Genomic DNA, 13,196 nt, shown 5'->3' with positions numbered 1-13,196 from the left:
GCGGCGGTCACAGGTGCTTCACCCCTTCCGGGATCTCGTAGAAGGTCGGGTGCCGGTACGGCTTGTCGGCGGCCGGCTCGAAGAAGGGGTCCTTCTCGTCCGGCGAGGACGCGGTGATCGCGGTGGCCGGGACGACCCAGATGGAGACGCCCTCGCCGCGGCGGGTGTACAGATCGCGGGCATTGCGCAGCGCCAGCTCGGCGTCGGGCGCGTGCAGGCTGCCGGCGTGGGTGTGGGAGAGGCCGCGCCGCGAGCGCACGAAGACCTCCCACAGGGGCCAGTCGGTGGTGCTCATGCTCGCTCCGCTCCCATCGTCAGGTGTCCGGCGGCCTCGGTGCCACCGCTGTGCTTGGCCGCGTGGGCGGCGGCCGCTTCGCGCACCCACGCGCCCTCGTCATGGGCGCGTTTGCGCTGGGTCAGGCGTTGTTCGTTGCAGGGACCGTTGCCCTTGAGGACTTCCCGGAACTCCGTCCAGTCGATCGGGCCGAAGTCGTAGTGCCCCCGCTCCTCGTTCCACTTCAGGTCAGGGTCGGGGAGGGTGAGTCCCAGGGATTCGGCCTGGGGGACGCAGATGTCGACGAAGCGCTGGCGCAGCTCGTCGTTCGAATGGCGTTTGATCTTCCAGGCCATGGACTGGGCGGAGTGCTGGGACTCGTCGTCTGGCGGGCCGAACATCATCAGCGAGGGCCACCACCAGCGGTCCACCGCGTCCTGGGCCATCGCGTGCTGCTCCGGGGTGCCCCGGCTCAGGGCGAGCAGCAGCTCGTATCCCTGGCGCTGGTGGAAGGACTCCTCCTTGCAGATCCGGACCATGGCGCGGGCGTACGGGCCGTAGGAGCAGCGGCACAGCGGTACCTGGTTGGTGATCGCGGCGCCGTCCACCAGCCAGCCGATCGCGCCGACGTCGGCCCAGGTCAGCGTGGGGTAGTTGAAGATCGAGGAGTACTTCTGGCGGCCGCTGTGCAGCTTGTCGAGCAGTTCGTCCCGGCCGGTGCCGAGGGTTTCCGCCGCGCTGTACAGATACAGGCCGTGTCCCGCCTCGTCCTGGACCTTGGCCATCAGGATCGCCTTGCGGCGCAGGGAGGGCGCGCGGGTGATCCAGTTGGCCTCCGGCTGCATCCCGATGATTTCGGAGTGTGCGTGCTGGGCGATCTGGCGGACCAGGGTCGCGCGGTAGGCGTCGGGCATCCAGTCGCGTGGCTCGATGCGCTCGTCGGCGGCCACGGCCGCGTCGAAGACGCGCTGGTATTCCGCCTCGTCCCCGGCGGTGTTCCGGGCGCCGTCCGCCTCCGGGCGGGCCGTGCCCTGCGCGGCTGCTGTGGCCATGCGATCCCCCTGACCTCGGGCTCTGCGGTGGGACTCTCCCGACCGATCGTTCGGTCCGTGCGAATCAATGGTGTGCCGGGCCGCCGGACAGTGTCAACCGCTGTGGAAAACTCCGCGCGGAACCTGTGGACAAGTGCGGCGACGCATGCGAAGTGCGGACCGGTCCGGCGGAATGTGCGGACCGGTGGAATCCGTGGGCGAGGGGCTTCCGGGTGGGCGGTGGCTGTGGACGAAGCGTGCGGGGACGAGAGGGTCCGGCCCCCGGGGCTGCGCTCGGCGGCAGGGGCTGAGTACCGTTCCGTGCATGTGCCGCGATGGGCGCTCGTGCACCGTGCGGCGCCCGTGCCGGGCGGCCGTATCGGATGGGGCGGCTCCGCGGGGCCGTCCCGGTGGGCCGACCCACGACTGAGCCGGAATTGGGGAACGGGGCGGAATGGACGCGTACGACGAGGACTCGGGGGCCGCGCGCGGCCCGGACGGGCCGGCCGGGGCGCGTCCCCCGGAGAAACCAGAGGTACCGGACAACCCAGAGGCCCCGGAAAATCCGGGAGGCCCTGAGAAACCGGAGCGCGAGGAGCACGCGGAGCGCCCGGAGAACGAGAAGCACGCGGAGCCCCCGGAGAACGGGGGGCACCTAGAGCACCCGGAGTACCCGGAGCACGAGGAGCGTCCGCAGAGCGCGGTCCCGCGTCACGACCCGGCCCGCCGCGGTCTCGCCGCCCTCTCCCGCCGCTATCAGATCGTCGCCGCGCTGGTGGTCGCCGTCGTCGGCGTCGGCGTCGGGGTGCATCTGCTGATGGTGTTCCTGAGCCTCGCGCCGCAGAACACGGTGTCGAAGCAGCACGAGAAGGCCGTCGAGGCGTGGGTGTTCCCGGAGTTCGAGCAGAACTGGAAGCTGTTCGCCCCCAATCCGCTGCAACAGAACATCGCCGTGCAGGTGCGCGCCGAGGTGCGGATGAAGGACGGCAGTGTGCGCACCACCGGCTGGACCGACCTGTCCGCCCAGGACGGCGCCGCCATCGAGCACAACCCGGCGCCCAGCCACACCCAGCAGAACGAACTGCGCCGCGCCTGGGACTTCCTCACCGCGACGCACACCGCGGACAACCGTCCCGTCGGCATGCGCGGTGCCCTGTCGGAGCAGTACCTGCGCCGGATCGCGGTGATGCGCCTGTACCGCACCGATCCGACCAGCCGGATCGGTGTCATACAGCGGGTGCAGGTGCGCTCCTGCACCATCAATGTGCAGCCCCCCTCATGGAGCGGTGAACAGGTGTCCGACAAGCCCCTCTACCGCGTGCTGCCCTGGTGGACAGTGAGCGCCGACGAGGCCGCCGGAGGCGTGCGGTGAACCAGTTCTCCAAGGCCCTGTCGCGCGGGCTCGCCCGTGTCACCGAGGCGGCGCTCGGGCCGTACCAGAGCGCCGTGATCCGGATCGGCTTCGCCGGTACCTGGCTGTTCTTCCTGCTGCGCGAGTTCCCCCACCGCCAGGAGCTGTACGGCCCGGTCGGCCCCTGGGGCTGGAACATGGGCCGGCAGCTGATCATGGACAACCACGCCTTCACGGCGCTCATGTGGTCGAGCGGGCAGCTGTGGTTCGAGTGCTTCTACCTGTTCGCGGTCCTCGCCGGCGCCGCGCTGCTGCTCGGCTGGCGCACCCGTACGGCCTCGGTGTTGTTCATGGTGGGCGTCCTGTCGCTCCAGAACCGCAGCGTCTTCGTCGGCGACGGCGGCGACAACGTGCTGCACCTGATGGCCATCTACCTCGTGTTCACGCGCTGCGGGCAGGTGTGGTCCCTCGACGCGCGGCGCAGGGCGAGCGCCGACCGCATTCCCGCCGACCGAATTCCCGCCGACCGGACGGCCGCCGACGGCCGGGCCGCCCCCGATCCGGCCGTCACCGGCCAATCCACCCCCGGCCTGGCGCTCCCCGACCGGACCCCCACCGACTGGACCGGCCTCATCCTGTGGACCCTCCTCGGGATCGCGCTGGTCACGGTGACCGCGGCCGGACTGCTTTTCGACAACTCCTGGCTGATCCCCGTCCTGCTGTGGGCTGCGTGGGCGGGGCTCGGCCTGTGGTGGCTGGTCCAGCGCCTGGCGCGTACGGCCGAGCCGCGGATCCTGCTGGACGTGATCGCCAACGTGCTGCACAACGGCGCCCTCGTGGTGATCATGGCGGAGGCCTGCCTGATCTACGCCACGGCCGGCTGGTACAAGATCCAGGGCTCGCGCTGGCAGGACGGCACCGCCGTCTACTACCCGCTGCACCTCGACTACTTCTCGCCCTGGCCCGCCCTCGCCGATCTGATGTCCGCCAGCGGCACCATGCTGATGATCGCGGCGTACGGCACCGTCATCGTGCAGGTCGCCTTCCCCTTCACCCTGCTCAACCGGCGGGTCAAGAACGTGCTGCTGGTCTTCGTGATGCTGGAGCACTTCGTCATCGCGGTCGTACTCGGCCTGCCGTTCTTCTCGCTGGCGATGATCACCGCGGACGCGGTCTTCCTGCCGACCTCCTTCCTGCGCCGGCTCGGGGCCCTCGCGGCTCGCGCGCGGGGACGGTTCGTCAAGGACGGCGGCGCGGACGGTACGGTGCCCGCGCCCCGCTCCCCGGAGGACAGCACGCCCGGACGCGTAGGGTTCACGGCATGACCGACCCGTTGATCCGCTGGCGCGAGCACGCCGGCGGTGCCGTACTGCTCGACGGTTTCCACGCCCTCAAGCACGCGCTGCGCTTCGGCGCCGAGGTGCCGGTGGCGGTCACCACCGACCGGAGGGCCGCGCTCGCCCTGGCCGGGGAACTGGCCGGGGACGTACGGGAGACCCTGGACGCGCTGCTCACCGAGGTGCCCGAGCAGACGTACGCCGCGCTCGTGGCCCGCCCCCATCCGACAGGGGTCGCCGCGCTCGCCGTACGACCCTCACGCGAGGCCCAGCTGGCCGCGCTCGCCCGGATGCCGCGCACCGCCCCCGTGGTGGTCCTCGACAACCCGCGCAACCTCGGCAACGCGGGCGCCGTGATCCGGCTGGCCGCCGGTTTCGGGGCGACCGGTGTGGTCACCACCGGCACGCTCGATCCCTGGCATCCCACGGTGGTGCGCGGCGGCGCGGGCCTGCACTTCGCGACCGCCGTGGAGCGCCTCGGCGTCGGCGAACTGCCGCCCGGCCCGCTGTTCGCCCTGGACCCGGAGGGCGAGGACATCCGGAGCACCGAGCTGCCCGACGACGCCGTCCTCGCGTTCGGTTCGGAGCGCACCGGTCTCTCGGCGGAGGTACGCGCGCGTGCCGACCACCTGCTGCGGCTGCCGATGCGCCCCCAGGTCTCCAGCTACAACCTCGCCACCAGCGTGGCGATGACGCTGTACCACTGGAGCGCCACCGCGGGCGCACCCGCCGCCTAGCCTTCGCCGCCGTCGGGAAACGAAACCCGACGGGGAGAAACCCGAAAGGGAATCCCGACGGGGAGAAGACGAAGAGGGAGGCCGTCGGGGGACGCGCTCCCCCGACGGCCCCCACCCGTTAGCCCTGCCGGCGCACCTCGACCACCCGGAACCGGTTGGCCACGAAGGCGCCGTCGCACAGGGCCGCGTTCGCCGCCGGGTTGCCGCCCGAGCCGTGGAAGTCGGAGAAGGCGGCCGTCTGGTTCACGAACACCCCGCCGGTGAGGTTGAAGGACAGCTGGGCGGCCTCCTCCAGGCACACCTCCTCGACGGCCCGCTCCACCTCGCCGTCGGTGGTGTACGCGCCGACCGTCATCGCACCCTTCTCGCGGACCGTGCGCCGCAGCAGCTCCACCGCGTCGGTCGCCGAGTCGACGGCGACCGCGAAGGAGACGGGGCCGAAGCACTCGCTCATGTACGCCGCCTCGGCGTCCGGCTTGGCGCCGTCCAGCTTGACGATCACGGGGGTGCGCACCACCGCGTCCGGGAACTCCGGGTTGGTGATCTCCCGGGAGGCGAGGGCGACCTCACCGAGGCCCGCCGCGGCCTCCAGACGGGCCTTGACGTCCGGGTTGACGATCGCGCCCAGCAGCCCGTTGGCCCGCGCGTCGTCGCCGAGCAGGCCGTCGACCGCGCGGGCGAGGTCGGCGGTGACCTCGTCGAAGGTCTTCGGACCCTGGTCGGTGTGGATGCCCTCCCGCGGGATCAGCAGGTTCTGCGGGGTGGTGCACATCTGGCCGCTGTACAGGGACAGCGAGAACGCCAGGTTGGAGAGCATGCCCTTGTAGTCGTCCGTGGAGTGCACGATCACCGTGTTGACGCCGGCCTTCTCCGTGTAGACCTGTGCCTGGCGGGCGCTGGCCTCAAGCCAGTCGCCGAAGGACGTCGAACCGGTGTAGTCGATGATCCGGATCTCCGGGCGGGTCGCGAGCGCCTTGGCGATGCCCTCACCGGGACGCTCGGCGGCCAGGGCGACCAGCTCGGCGTCGAAACCGGCCTCGGAGAGCACCTCGCGGGCGATCCGTACGGTCAGCGCGAGCGGCAGCACCGCGCGCGGGTGCGGCTTGACGAGAACCGCGTTGCCGGTCGCCAGAGAGGCGAACAGGCCCGGATAGCCGTTCCACGTCGGGAAGGTGTTGCAGCCGATGACCAGGCCGATGCCGCGCGGCACCGGCGTGAAGTCCTTGGCCAGCACCAGAGGGTCGCGCTTGCCCTGCGGCTTGGTCCACTCGGCGGACCCGGGGGTGCGGACCTGCTCCGCGTACGCGTACGCCACCGCCTCCAGGCCGCGGTCCTGGGCGTGCGGGCCGCCCGCCTGGAACGCCATCATGAAGGCCTGGCCGCTGGTGTGCATGACCGCGTGCGCGAACTCGTGCGTCCGGTCGCTGATCCGCTTGAGGATCTCCAGGCAGACCACGGCGCGCACCTCGGGGCCCGCGTCCCGCCAGGCCGGCTGTCCGGCCTTCATCGCGGGCAGCAGTACGTCCAGGTCCGCGTGCGGGTAGCTCACGCCCAGCTCGATGCCGTACGGCGAGACCTCGCCGCCCACCCAGTCGTCCGTGCCCGCCTGGCCGAGGTCGAGGCGGGTGCCCAGCAGGGCGTCGAAGGCGGCCTTGCCCGCGGCTGCGTCCAGGCTGCCGTGTTCGCCGTACGCCTTGGGGTGCTCGGGGTGCGGGGACCAGTACGCGCGCGTGCGGATCGCTTCCAGGGCCTGGTCGAGAGTGGGCCGGTGCTTCGCGATCAGCTCGGGGACGGTCAGTTCGGCGGCCATGCGGGACCAACTCCTCGTCTGGAGAACTCGCCTTCGAGTTCAGGACCTGGCGGAAAGAGCAGCGGGATGGGACGGTCAGGGCTAGAGTAACCGAACGATCGGTCGGTTCAAGGGGGGTCCGCCGCATCTGTGGAAAACCCCGTGCGGGAGGATCGCGCACATGACAGCACTCGACCTCAGCAGCCCCGTGGCAGTCGTCGGCACCGGCACCATGGGCCAGGGCATCGCCCAGGTCGCACTGGTCGCCGGCCATCCGGTGCGGCTCTACGACACCGCGCCCGGCCGGGCCGGTGAGGCGGCCGCGGCGATCGGCGCCCGCCTGGACCGGCTGGTGGAGAAGGGCCGGCTCGACGCCACCGTCCGGGACGCGGCCCGTGCCCGGCTCGAACCCGCGGATACGCTCGCGGAGCTGGCCGACTGCGGCCTCGTCGCGGAGGCCGTGCTGGAGCGGCTGGACGTCAAGCAGCAGCTGTTCCGCGAGCTGGAGGACATCGTCGCCGAGGACTGCCTGCTCGCCACCAACACCTCCTCGCTGTCGGTGACGGCCATCGGCGGCGCCCTGCGCCATCCGGGCCGCTTCCTCGGCCTGCACTTCTTCAACCCCGCGCCGCTGCTGCCGCTGGTCGAGGTCGTCTCCGGGTTCGCCACCGACGTCACCTCGGCCACGCGCGCGTACGAGACCGCCCGCGCCTGGGGCAAGACCCCGGTGGCCTGCGCGGACACCCCCGGCTTCATCGTCAACCGCATCGCCAGGCCCTTCTACGCCGAGGCGTTCGCCGTCTACGAGGCCCAGGGCGCCGACCCGGCCACCATCGACGCGGTCCTGCGCGAGTCGGGCGGCTTCCGTATGGGCGCGTTCGAACTCACCGACCTGATCGGCCAGGACGTCAACGAGGCGGTGACGCACTCGGTGTGGCAGTCCTTCTTCCAGGACGTGCGGTTCACCCCCTCGCTGGCCCAGCGCCGCCTGGTGGAGTCCGGCCGCCTGGGCCGCAAGGCCGGCCACGGCTGGTACGACTACGGGGAGGGCGCCGAGAAGCCCGAACCGCAGACCGCCGACAAGGAGCAGCCGCCCGCCTATGTGCTCGCCGGGGGCGGTCTCGGCCCCGCCGCCGAACTGCTCACACTGATCCGCGAGGCGGGCATCGAGGTCCGCGAGGAGGACGACGACGAGGACGGCCACCTGGAGCTGCCCGGCGGCGGTCAGCTGGTCCTCGCCGACGGCCAGACCTCGGTGGAGTTCCGCGACGTCGTCTACTTCGACCTCGCCCTCGACTACCGCAAGGCCACCCGTATCGCCCTGTCCGCCTCCCAGGACACCTCGCCGGCCACCCTCGCCGAGGCCGTCGGCCTGTTCCAGGCGCTCGGCAAGGACGTCAGCGTCATCGGCGACGTCCCCGGCATGATCGTGGCGCGCACGGTCGCCCGGATCATCGACCTCGCCCATGACGCGGTCGCCAAGGGCGTCGCCACCGAGGAGGACGTCGACACCGCGATGCGGCTGGGCGTCAACTACCCGCTCGGCCCCTTCGAATGGGACCGCAGGCTGGGCGACGAGTTCGCCTACGACGTCCTGGACGCGATGCACGAGCGCGACCCCTCCGGACGCTACGCGCCCTCCCTCGCGCTCTACCGCCACGCCTACGCCGACGACAAGCGGGAGGGCACCTCATGACCACGCCCAGGCGCGACACGTACACCCCCGAGACGCTGCTCACCGTCGCCGTCCAGGTCTTCAACCAGCGCGGTTACGACGGCACCTCCATGGAGCACCTGTCCAGGGCGGCCGGCATCTCCAAGTCGTCGATCTACCACCATGTCAGCGGCAAGGAGGAGCTCCTGAAGCGGGCCGTCAGCCGCGCCCTGGACGGACTCTTCGCCATCCTGGAGGAGCCGGCGGCGCGCGGGGGGCGGCCCGTGGAGCGCCTGGAGCACGTCGTGCGGCGCATGGTCGAGGTGCTCATAGCCGAACTGCCCTATGTGACGCTGCTGCTGCGGGTGCGCGGCAACACCGCCACCGAGCGCTGGGCGCTGGAGCGCCGCCGCGACTTCGACCACCGGGTCGCCGAGCTGCTCAAGGCGGCCGCCGCCGACGGGGACGTACGCCCCGACGTGGAGGTGCGGCTGGCCACCCGGCTGGTCTTCGGCATGATCAACTCCATTGTGGAGTGGTACCGGCCGGAGGCCCGCGGCGCCTCGGGCCGCGAGGTGGCCGACGCGGTCGTCCAGCTGGTCTTCTCCGGCCTGCGCAAGGCCTGACCGGCCTCCGGCCGCGCGGGGCGGCGCGATCTTGCGATGATCCGGAAAGACGGCTTGGTCGAGCCGGATAAACGGCCTGGCGCGAGCCGGAACATCGGCCTGGAGAGTCGGAAAATCGGCCTGGCCGGTTCCGGAGAAGGGCGCCTAGGCGTCCGGTTCCAGGTCCTCCTCCTCGAACACCAGCAGCGTGCGGGTGCTCAGCACCTCCGGCATCGCCTGGAGCCGGGTGAGCACCAGCTCGCGCAGCGCCCGGTTGTCGGGCGTGTGCACCAGCAGCAGGACGTCGAAGTCGCCGCCCACCAGCGCGATGTGCGAGGCGCCGGGCAGCTGGCGCAACTGCTCGCGGACCGTGCGCCAGGTGTTCTGGACGATCTTCAGCGTGATGTACGCCGAGGTGCTGTGCCCGGCCCGCTCATGGTCCACGCGGGCGCCGAAGCCCCGGATCACCCCGTCCTCGACCAGCCGGTTGATGCGCGCGTAGGCGTTGGCCCGCGAGACGTGGACGCGTTCGGCGACCGACCGTATCGAGGCGCGGCCGTCCGCCTGGAGGATGCGCAGGATGTCCTGGTCGATGGCGTCCAGCGGCCGGGCCGGCGGCGGCAGCGCCTCCTGCGCCGTCTCGGCCATTTGTTCAGGTGCCATGTCCCCCCGCTTCATCGCCGTGGACGTCCTGCGTTCATTGCAGGCTGTGGAGAACCGTTTGTCCACAGCCTGGAGGCGCCTGTAGCCAAAATGTGCCGGCGACCGAACAATCGGTAGGTGAGGCGGGTCACAGCCGACACGCCTCCCGTAGCCGCTCCCACGAGGAGGTGCCGTCATGACAATTCTGGAGCAGCGGGGCGCGTACCGGCCATCGCCGCCGCCCGCCTGGCAGCCCCGTATGGACCCCGCGCCGCTGCTGCCCGACGCCGAGCCGTACCGCGTCCTCGGCACCGAGGCGGCCGCCAAGGCCGATCCCGATCTGCTCCGCAGGCTCCACGCCCAGCTGGTGCGCGGCCGCCGCTACAACACGCAGGCCACCGCGCTCACCAAGCAGGGCCGCCTCGCCGTCTACCCGTCCAGCACCGGCCAGGAGGCCTGCGAGGTCGCCGCCGCCCTGGCCCTCGAAGACCGCGACTGGCTCTTTCCGAGCTACCGCGACACCCTGGCCGTCGTCGCCCGCGGCGTGGACCCGGTCGAGGCCCTCACCCTGCTGCGCGGCGACTGGCACACCGGCTACGACCCGTACGCGCACCGGGTCGCCCCCCTCTCCACCCCGCTGGCCACCCAGCTGCCGCACGCCGTCGGCCTCGCCCACGCCGCCCGCCTCAAGGGCGACGACGTGGTCGCGCTCGCCATGGTCGGCGACGGGGGCACCAGCGAGGGCGACTTTCACGAGGCGCTGAACTTCGCCGCCGTATGGCAGGCACCCGTCGTCTTCCTGGTGCAGAACAACGGCTTCGCCATCTCCGTCCCGCTCGCCAAGCAGACCGCCGCGCCTTCCCTGGCCCACAAGGCCGTCGGCTACGGCATGCCCGGCCGCTTGGTCGACGGAAACGACGCGGCCGCGGTGCACGAGGTGCTCACCGACGCCGTCCGGCACGCCCGCGCGGGCGGCGGACCGACGCTGATCGAGGCGGTCACCTACCGCATCGACGCGCACACCAACGCCGACGACGCCACCCGCTACCGGGGCGACGCCGAGGTCGAGGCCTGGCGCGCGCACGACCCGGTGCGCCTGCTGGAGACGGAACTGACCGAACGCGGCCTGATCGACGAGGCCGGCCTGGAGGCCGCCCGGGAGGACGCCGAGGCCATGGCCGCCGACCTGCGCGAGCGCATGAACCAGGACGCCCAGCTCGACCCGATGGACCTCTTCGACCACGTCTACGCCGAGACCACCGCCCAACTGCGCGCACAGCGGGACCTGTTGCGGGCCGAGCTGGCGGCCGAGCAGGACGGGCCCGACCAGCAGGAAGGCGACCGCCGATGACCACCGTGGCCGTCAAGCCCGCCACCATGGCCCAGGCCCTCACCCGCGCGATGCGCGACGCGATGGCCGCCGACCCGTCCGTGCACGTGCTCGGCGAGGACGTCGGCACCCTCGGCGGCGTCTTCCGCGTCACCGACGGGCTCGCCAAGGAGTTCGGCGAGGACCGCTGCACCGACACCCCGCTCGCCGAGGCCGGCATCCTCGGCGCCGCCGTCGGCATGGCCATGTACGGCCTGCGCCCGGTCGTGGAGATGCAGTTCGACGCGTTCGCCTACCCGGCGTTCGAGCAACTGGTCAGCCATGTCTCCCGGATGCGCAACCGCACCCGCGGCCGGATGCCCCTGCCGATCACCGTCCGCATCCCCTACGGCGGCGGTATCGGCGGCGTCGAGCACCACAGCGACTCCTCCGAGGCGTACTACATGGCCACCCCCGGCCTGCGCGTGGTCACGCCCGCGACCGTCGCCGACGCCTACGGCCTGCTGCGCCAGGCCATCGCCTGTGACGACCCGGTCGTCTTCCTGGAGCCCAAGCGGCTCTACTGGTCCAAGGACACCTGGAACCCCGAGGAGCCGGCCGAGGTCGAGCCGATCGGGCGCGCGGTGGTCCGGCGCACCGGCCGCAGCGCCACGCTGATCACCTACGGCCCCTCCGTGCCCGTCTGCCTGGAGGCCGCCGAGGCCGCGCGGGCCGAGGGCTGGGACTTGGAGGTGGTCGACCTGCGCTCCCTGGTGCCGTTCGACGACGAGACGGTCTGCGCCTCCGTGCGGCGTACCGGCCGCGCGGTCGTGGTGCACGAGTCCACCGGTTTCGGCGGGCCGGGCGGCGAGATCGCGGCCCGCGTCACCGAGCGCTGCTTCCACCACCTGGAGGCCCCCGTGCTGCGTGTGGCCGGGTTCGACATCCCCTACCCGCCGCCCATGCTGGAGCGGCACCATCTGCCCGGCGTGGACCGCGTCCTGGACGCCGTGGCCCGGCTCCAGTGGGAGGCCGAGGGCTGATGGCACAGGTGCTGGAGTTCAAGCTGCCCGACCTCGGCGAGGGACTGACCGAGGCGGAGATCGTGCGCTGGCTGGTCCAGGTCGGTGACGTGGTCGCCGTCGACCAGCCGGTGGTCGAGGTCGAGACGGCCAAGGCGTCGGTGGAGGTTCCCTGCCCCTACGGCGGCGTGGTCACCGCCCGCTACGGCGACGAGGGCACCGAACTCCCGGTCGGCTCCCCGCTCCTGACGGTCGCGGTCGGCGAACCGGACCCGGAGCCCACGGCCGGATCGGGCAACGTCCTGGTCGGTTACGGCACGTCCGAGGCCCCCGGCCGGCGCCGCAGGGTGCGGCCCGCGGCCCTGACCGGCGGCGGCACGCGCGGAAACGGAGCCACGGGCGCGAAGGCCGCGGCGAACGGCACCAGGGGCGCGAGCTCGGGCGTGAACGGCAGCGCCGCCGCGCCGGTGTCGAGCCTGCCCGTCGCAGCGGTGCCGCCCAGCGGGCCCGTGCCTGTGATCTCCCCGCTGGTCCGCAGGCTGGCCCGCGAGGGCGGACTGGATCTGCGGCGACTGGCGGGCTCGGGCCCGGACGGACTGATCCTGCGCGCCGACGTGGAGCGCGCCCTGCGGGCCGGCGCGGGCCAGGATGCCGGTCGTCAGGACAGCGATCGTCAGGACGGCGGTCGTACGACCGGGACCCCCGCCGCGGCCGCGCCCGGCCGGGACGAGACGACGGTCTCGGTGACGGTCCGCAGCGAGGAGCGCATCCCCCTCAGGGGCATCCGCGGTGCCGTCGCCGACAAGCTGTCCCGCAGCCGCCGGGAGATCCCGGACGCGACCTGCTGGGTGGACGCAGACGCCACGGAACTGATGCGGACGCGGGCCGCGATGAACGCGGCGGGAGGCCCGAAGATCTCGCTCGTCGCGCTGCTCGCCCGTATCTGCACCGCGGCCCTCGCGCGGTTCCCGGAGCTGAACTCCTCGGTCGACACCGAGGCCCGCGAGATCGTCCGGTACCCGTATGTCCACCTCGGCTTCGCGGCGCAGACCGAGCGCGGCCTGGTCGTGCCGGTCGTCCGGGCCGCCCATGCCCGCGACGCGGAGTCGCTGACCGGAGAGTTCGCCCGGCTCACCGAGGCGGCCCGCGCCGGGACGCTGACCCCGGCGGAACTCACCGGCGGCACCTTCACGCTGAACAACTACGGCGTCTTCGGCGTCGACGGCTCCACGCCGATCGTCAACCACCCCGAGGCGGCCATGCTCGGCGTCGGCCGGATCGTCCCCAAGCCGTGGGTGCACGAGGGCGAGCTGGCGGTGCGCCAGGTCGTCCAGCTCTCGCTCACCTTCGACCACCGGGTGTGCGACGGCGGCACGGCGGGCGGCTTCCTGCGGTACGTGGCGGACTGCGTGGAACAGCCGGCGGTGCTGCTGCGCACCCTGTGA

At 72.2% G+C, this 13,196-nt stretch carries 12 protein-coding genes; 8 read left to right on the top strand and 4 right to left on the bottom strand.

Annotated features, from left to right (window positions below; all coding sequences use genetic code 11):
- Positions 1 to 7 precede the first annotated feature (7 nt).
- Positions 8 to 295, bottom strand: coding sequence for a 1,2-phenylacetyl-CoA epoxidase subunit PaaB (paaB, locus tag ACE4Q9_RS16445; protein ID WP_190016117.1), 288 nt, complete (start codon positions 293 to 295; stop codon positions 8 to 10).
- On the bottom strand, positions 292 to 1,326 hold the full coding sequence (paaA, locus tag ACE4Q9_RS16440) for a 1,2-phenylacetyl-CoA epoxidase subunit PaaA (protein WP_397984983.1): 1,035 nt from the start codon (positions 1,324 to 1,326) through the stop codon (positions 292 to 294). Before paaA ends, paaB begins: the two co-directional genes overlap by 4 nt.
- A gap of 433 nt (positions 1,327 to 1,759) precedes the next feature.
- Here paaA and ACE4Q9_RS16435 point away from each other — a divergent pair, with 433 nt between their 5' ends.
- Genes ACE4Q9_RS16435 through ACE4Q9_RS16425 form a run of 3 tightly spaced genes read left to right on the top strand, consistent with a single transcriptional unit; the run spans position 1,760 to position 4,730 of the window.
- Positions 1,760 to 2,677, top strand: a complete 918-nt coding sequence (locus ACE4Q9_RS16435) for a DUF5819 family protein (RefSeq protein WP_397984982.1) — start codon at positions 1,760 to 1,762, stop codon at positions 2,675 to 2,677.
- Positions 2,674 to 3,981 carry an HTTM domain-containing protein gene (locus tag ACE4Q9_RS16430; protein ID WP_397984981.1) on the top strand — a complete coding sequence of 436 codons (1,308 nt, stop codon included), beginning with the start codon at positions 2,674 to 2,676 and terminating at the stop codon, positions 3,979 to 3,981. The genes ACE4Q9_RS16435 and ACE4Q9_RS16430 overlap by 4 nt, the downstream gene beginning before the upstream one ends.
- Complete coding sequence (locus tag ACE4Q9_RS16425; RefSeq protein ID WP_397984980.1) at positions 3,978 to 4,730, top strand: TrmH family RNA methyltransferase; 753 nt, start codon at positions 3,978 to 3,980, stop codon at positions 4,728 to 4,730. Before ACE4Q9_RS16430 ends, ACE4Q9_RS16425 begins: the two co-directional genes overlap by 4 nt.
- Positions 4,731 to 4,848: 118 nt before the next feature.
- On the opposite strand, the gene paaN is transcribed toward ACE4Q9_RS16425, so the two are convergent.
- Positions 4,849 to 6,540: a phenylacetic acid degradation protein PaaN gene (gene paaN, locus ACE4Q9_RS16420; protein WP_397984979.1), complete on the bottom strand. Its 1,692-nt coding sequence runs from the start codon at positions 6,538 to 6,540 to the stop codon at positions 4,849 to 4,851.
- A 160-nt stretch (positions 6,541 to 6,700) separates the two neighbouring features.
- Between paaN and ACE4Q9_RS16415 the strand changes: the two genes are divergently transcribed.
- Positions 6,701 to 8,215 (top strand): 3-hydroxyacyl-CoA dehydrogenase, encoded by a 1,515-nt coding sequence (locus ACE4Q9_RS16415; RefSeq protein ID WP_397984978.1) that lies wholly within the window; start codon positions 6,701 to 6,703, stop codon positions 8,213 to 8,215.
- A complete protein-coding gene (locus ACE4Q9_RS16410; RefSeq protein WP_397984977.1) occupies positions 8,212 to 8,799 on the top strand; it encodes a TetR/AcrR family transcriptional regulator in 588 nt (195 codons plus the stop codon). Before ACE4Q9_RS16415 ends, ACE4Q9_RS16410 begins: the two co-directional genes overlap by 4 nt.
- Before the next feature lie 144 nt (positions 8,800 to 8,943).
- Here the strand turns inward: ACE4Q9_RS16410 and ACE4Q9_RS16405 are convergent, their stop codons facing one another.
- On the bottom strand, positions 8,944 to 9,441 hold the full coding sequence (locus ACE4Q9_RS16405) for an Lrp/AsnC family transcriptional regulator (protein ID WP_397984976.1): 498 nt from the start codon (positions 9,439 to 9,441) through the stop codon (positions 8,944 to 8,946).
- A 175-nt stretch (positions 9,442 to 9,616) separates the two neighbouring features.
- Between ACE4Q9_RS16405 and pdhA the strand changes: the two genes are divergently transcribed.
- The 3 genes from pdhA to ACE4Q9_RS16390 are packed head-to-tail and all read left to right on the top strand — an operon-like array spanning position 9,617 to position 13,196.
- Positions 9,617 to 10,771 (top strand): pyruvate dehydrogenase (acetyl-transferring) E1 component subunit alpha, encoded by a 1,155-nt coding sequence (pdhA, locus tag ACE4Q9_RS16400; RefSeq protein ID WP_397984975.1) that lies wholly within the window; start codon positions 9,617 to 9,619, stop codon positions 10,769 to 10,771.
- Positions 10,768 to 11,772 carry an alpha-ketoacid dehydrogenase subunit beta gene (locus ACE4Q9_RS16395; RefSeq protein WP_397984974.1) on the top strand — a complete coding sequence of 335 codons (1,005 nt, stop codon included), beginning with the start codon at positions 10,768 to 10,770 and terminating at the stop codon, positions 11,770 to 11,772. The genes pdhA and ACE4Q9_RS16395 overlap by 4 nt, the downstream gene beginning before the upstream one ends.
- Positions 11,772 to 13,196: a dihydrolipoamide acetyltransferase family protein gene (locus tag ACE4Q9_RS16390; protein ID WP_397984973.1), complete on the top strand. Its 1,425-nt coding sequence runs from the start codon at positions 11,772 to 11,774 to the stop codon at positions 13,194 to 13,196. Before ACE4Q9_RS16395 ends, ACE4Q9_RS16390 begins: the two co-directional genes overlap by 1 nt.

It is taken from the genome of Streptomyces sp. AM6-12, from assembly GCF_044327085.1.
Classification (GTDB): domain Bacteria; phylum Actinomycetota; class Actinomycetes; order Streptomycetales; family Streptomycetaceae; genus Streptomyces.
The sequence above is the reverse complement of the archived record's forward strand: the minus strand, read 5'-3'. Positions and strand labels throughout refer to the sequence as shown.

Bases quoted from the DNA above. Each gene is read 5' to 3' on its own strand.
- paaA (WP_397984983.1), bottom strand. From the start codon at position 1,326: ATGGCCACAGCAGCCGCGCAGGGCACGGCCCGCCCGGAGGCGGACGGC.
- ACE4Q9_RS16410 (WP_397984977.1), top strand. From the start codon at position 8,212: ATGACCACGCCCAGGCGCGACACGTACACCCCCGAGACGCTGCTCACC.
- ACE4Q9_RS16405 (WP_397984976.1), bottom strand. From the start codon at position 9,441: ATGGCACCTGAACAAATGGCCGAGACGGCGCAGGAGGCGCTGCCGCCG.
- ACE4Q9_RS16425 (WP_397984980.1), top strand. From the start codon at position 3,978: ATGACCGACCCGTTGATCCGCTGGCGCGAGCACGCCGGCGGTGCCGTA.
- paaN (WP_397984979.1), bottom strand. From the start codon at position 6,540: ATGGCCGCCGAACTGACCGTCCCCGAGCTGATCGCGAAGCACCGGCCC.
- ACE4Q9_RS16415 (WP_397984978.1), top strand. From the start codon at position 6,701: ATGACAGCACTCGACCTCAGCAGCCCCGTGGCAGTCGTCGGCACCGGC.
- ACE4Q9_RS16390 (WP_397984973.1), top strand. From the start codon at position 11,772: ATGGCACAGGTGCTGGAGTTCAAGCTGCCCGACCTCGGCGAGGGACTG.
- ACE4Q9_RS16435 (WP_397984982.1), top strand. From the start codon at position 1,760: ATGGACGCGTACGACGAGGACTCGGGGGCCGCGCGCGGCCCGGACGGG.
- pdhA (WP_397984975.1), top strand. From the start codon at position 9,617: ATGACAATTCTGGAGCAGCGGGGCGCGTACCGGCCATCGCCGCCGCCC.
- paaB (WP_190016117.1), bottom strand. From the start codon at position 295: ATGAGCACCACCGACTGGCCCCTGTGGGAGGTCTTCGTGCGCTCGCGG.
- ACE4Q9_RS16395 (WP_397984974.1), top strand. From the start codon at position 10,768: ATGACCACCGTGGCCGTCAAGCCCGCCACCATGGCCCAGGCCCTCACC.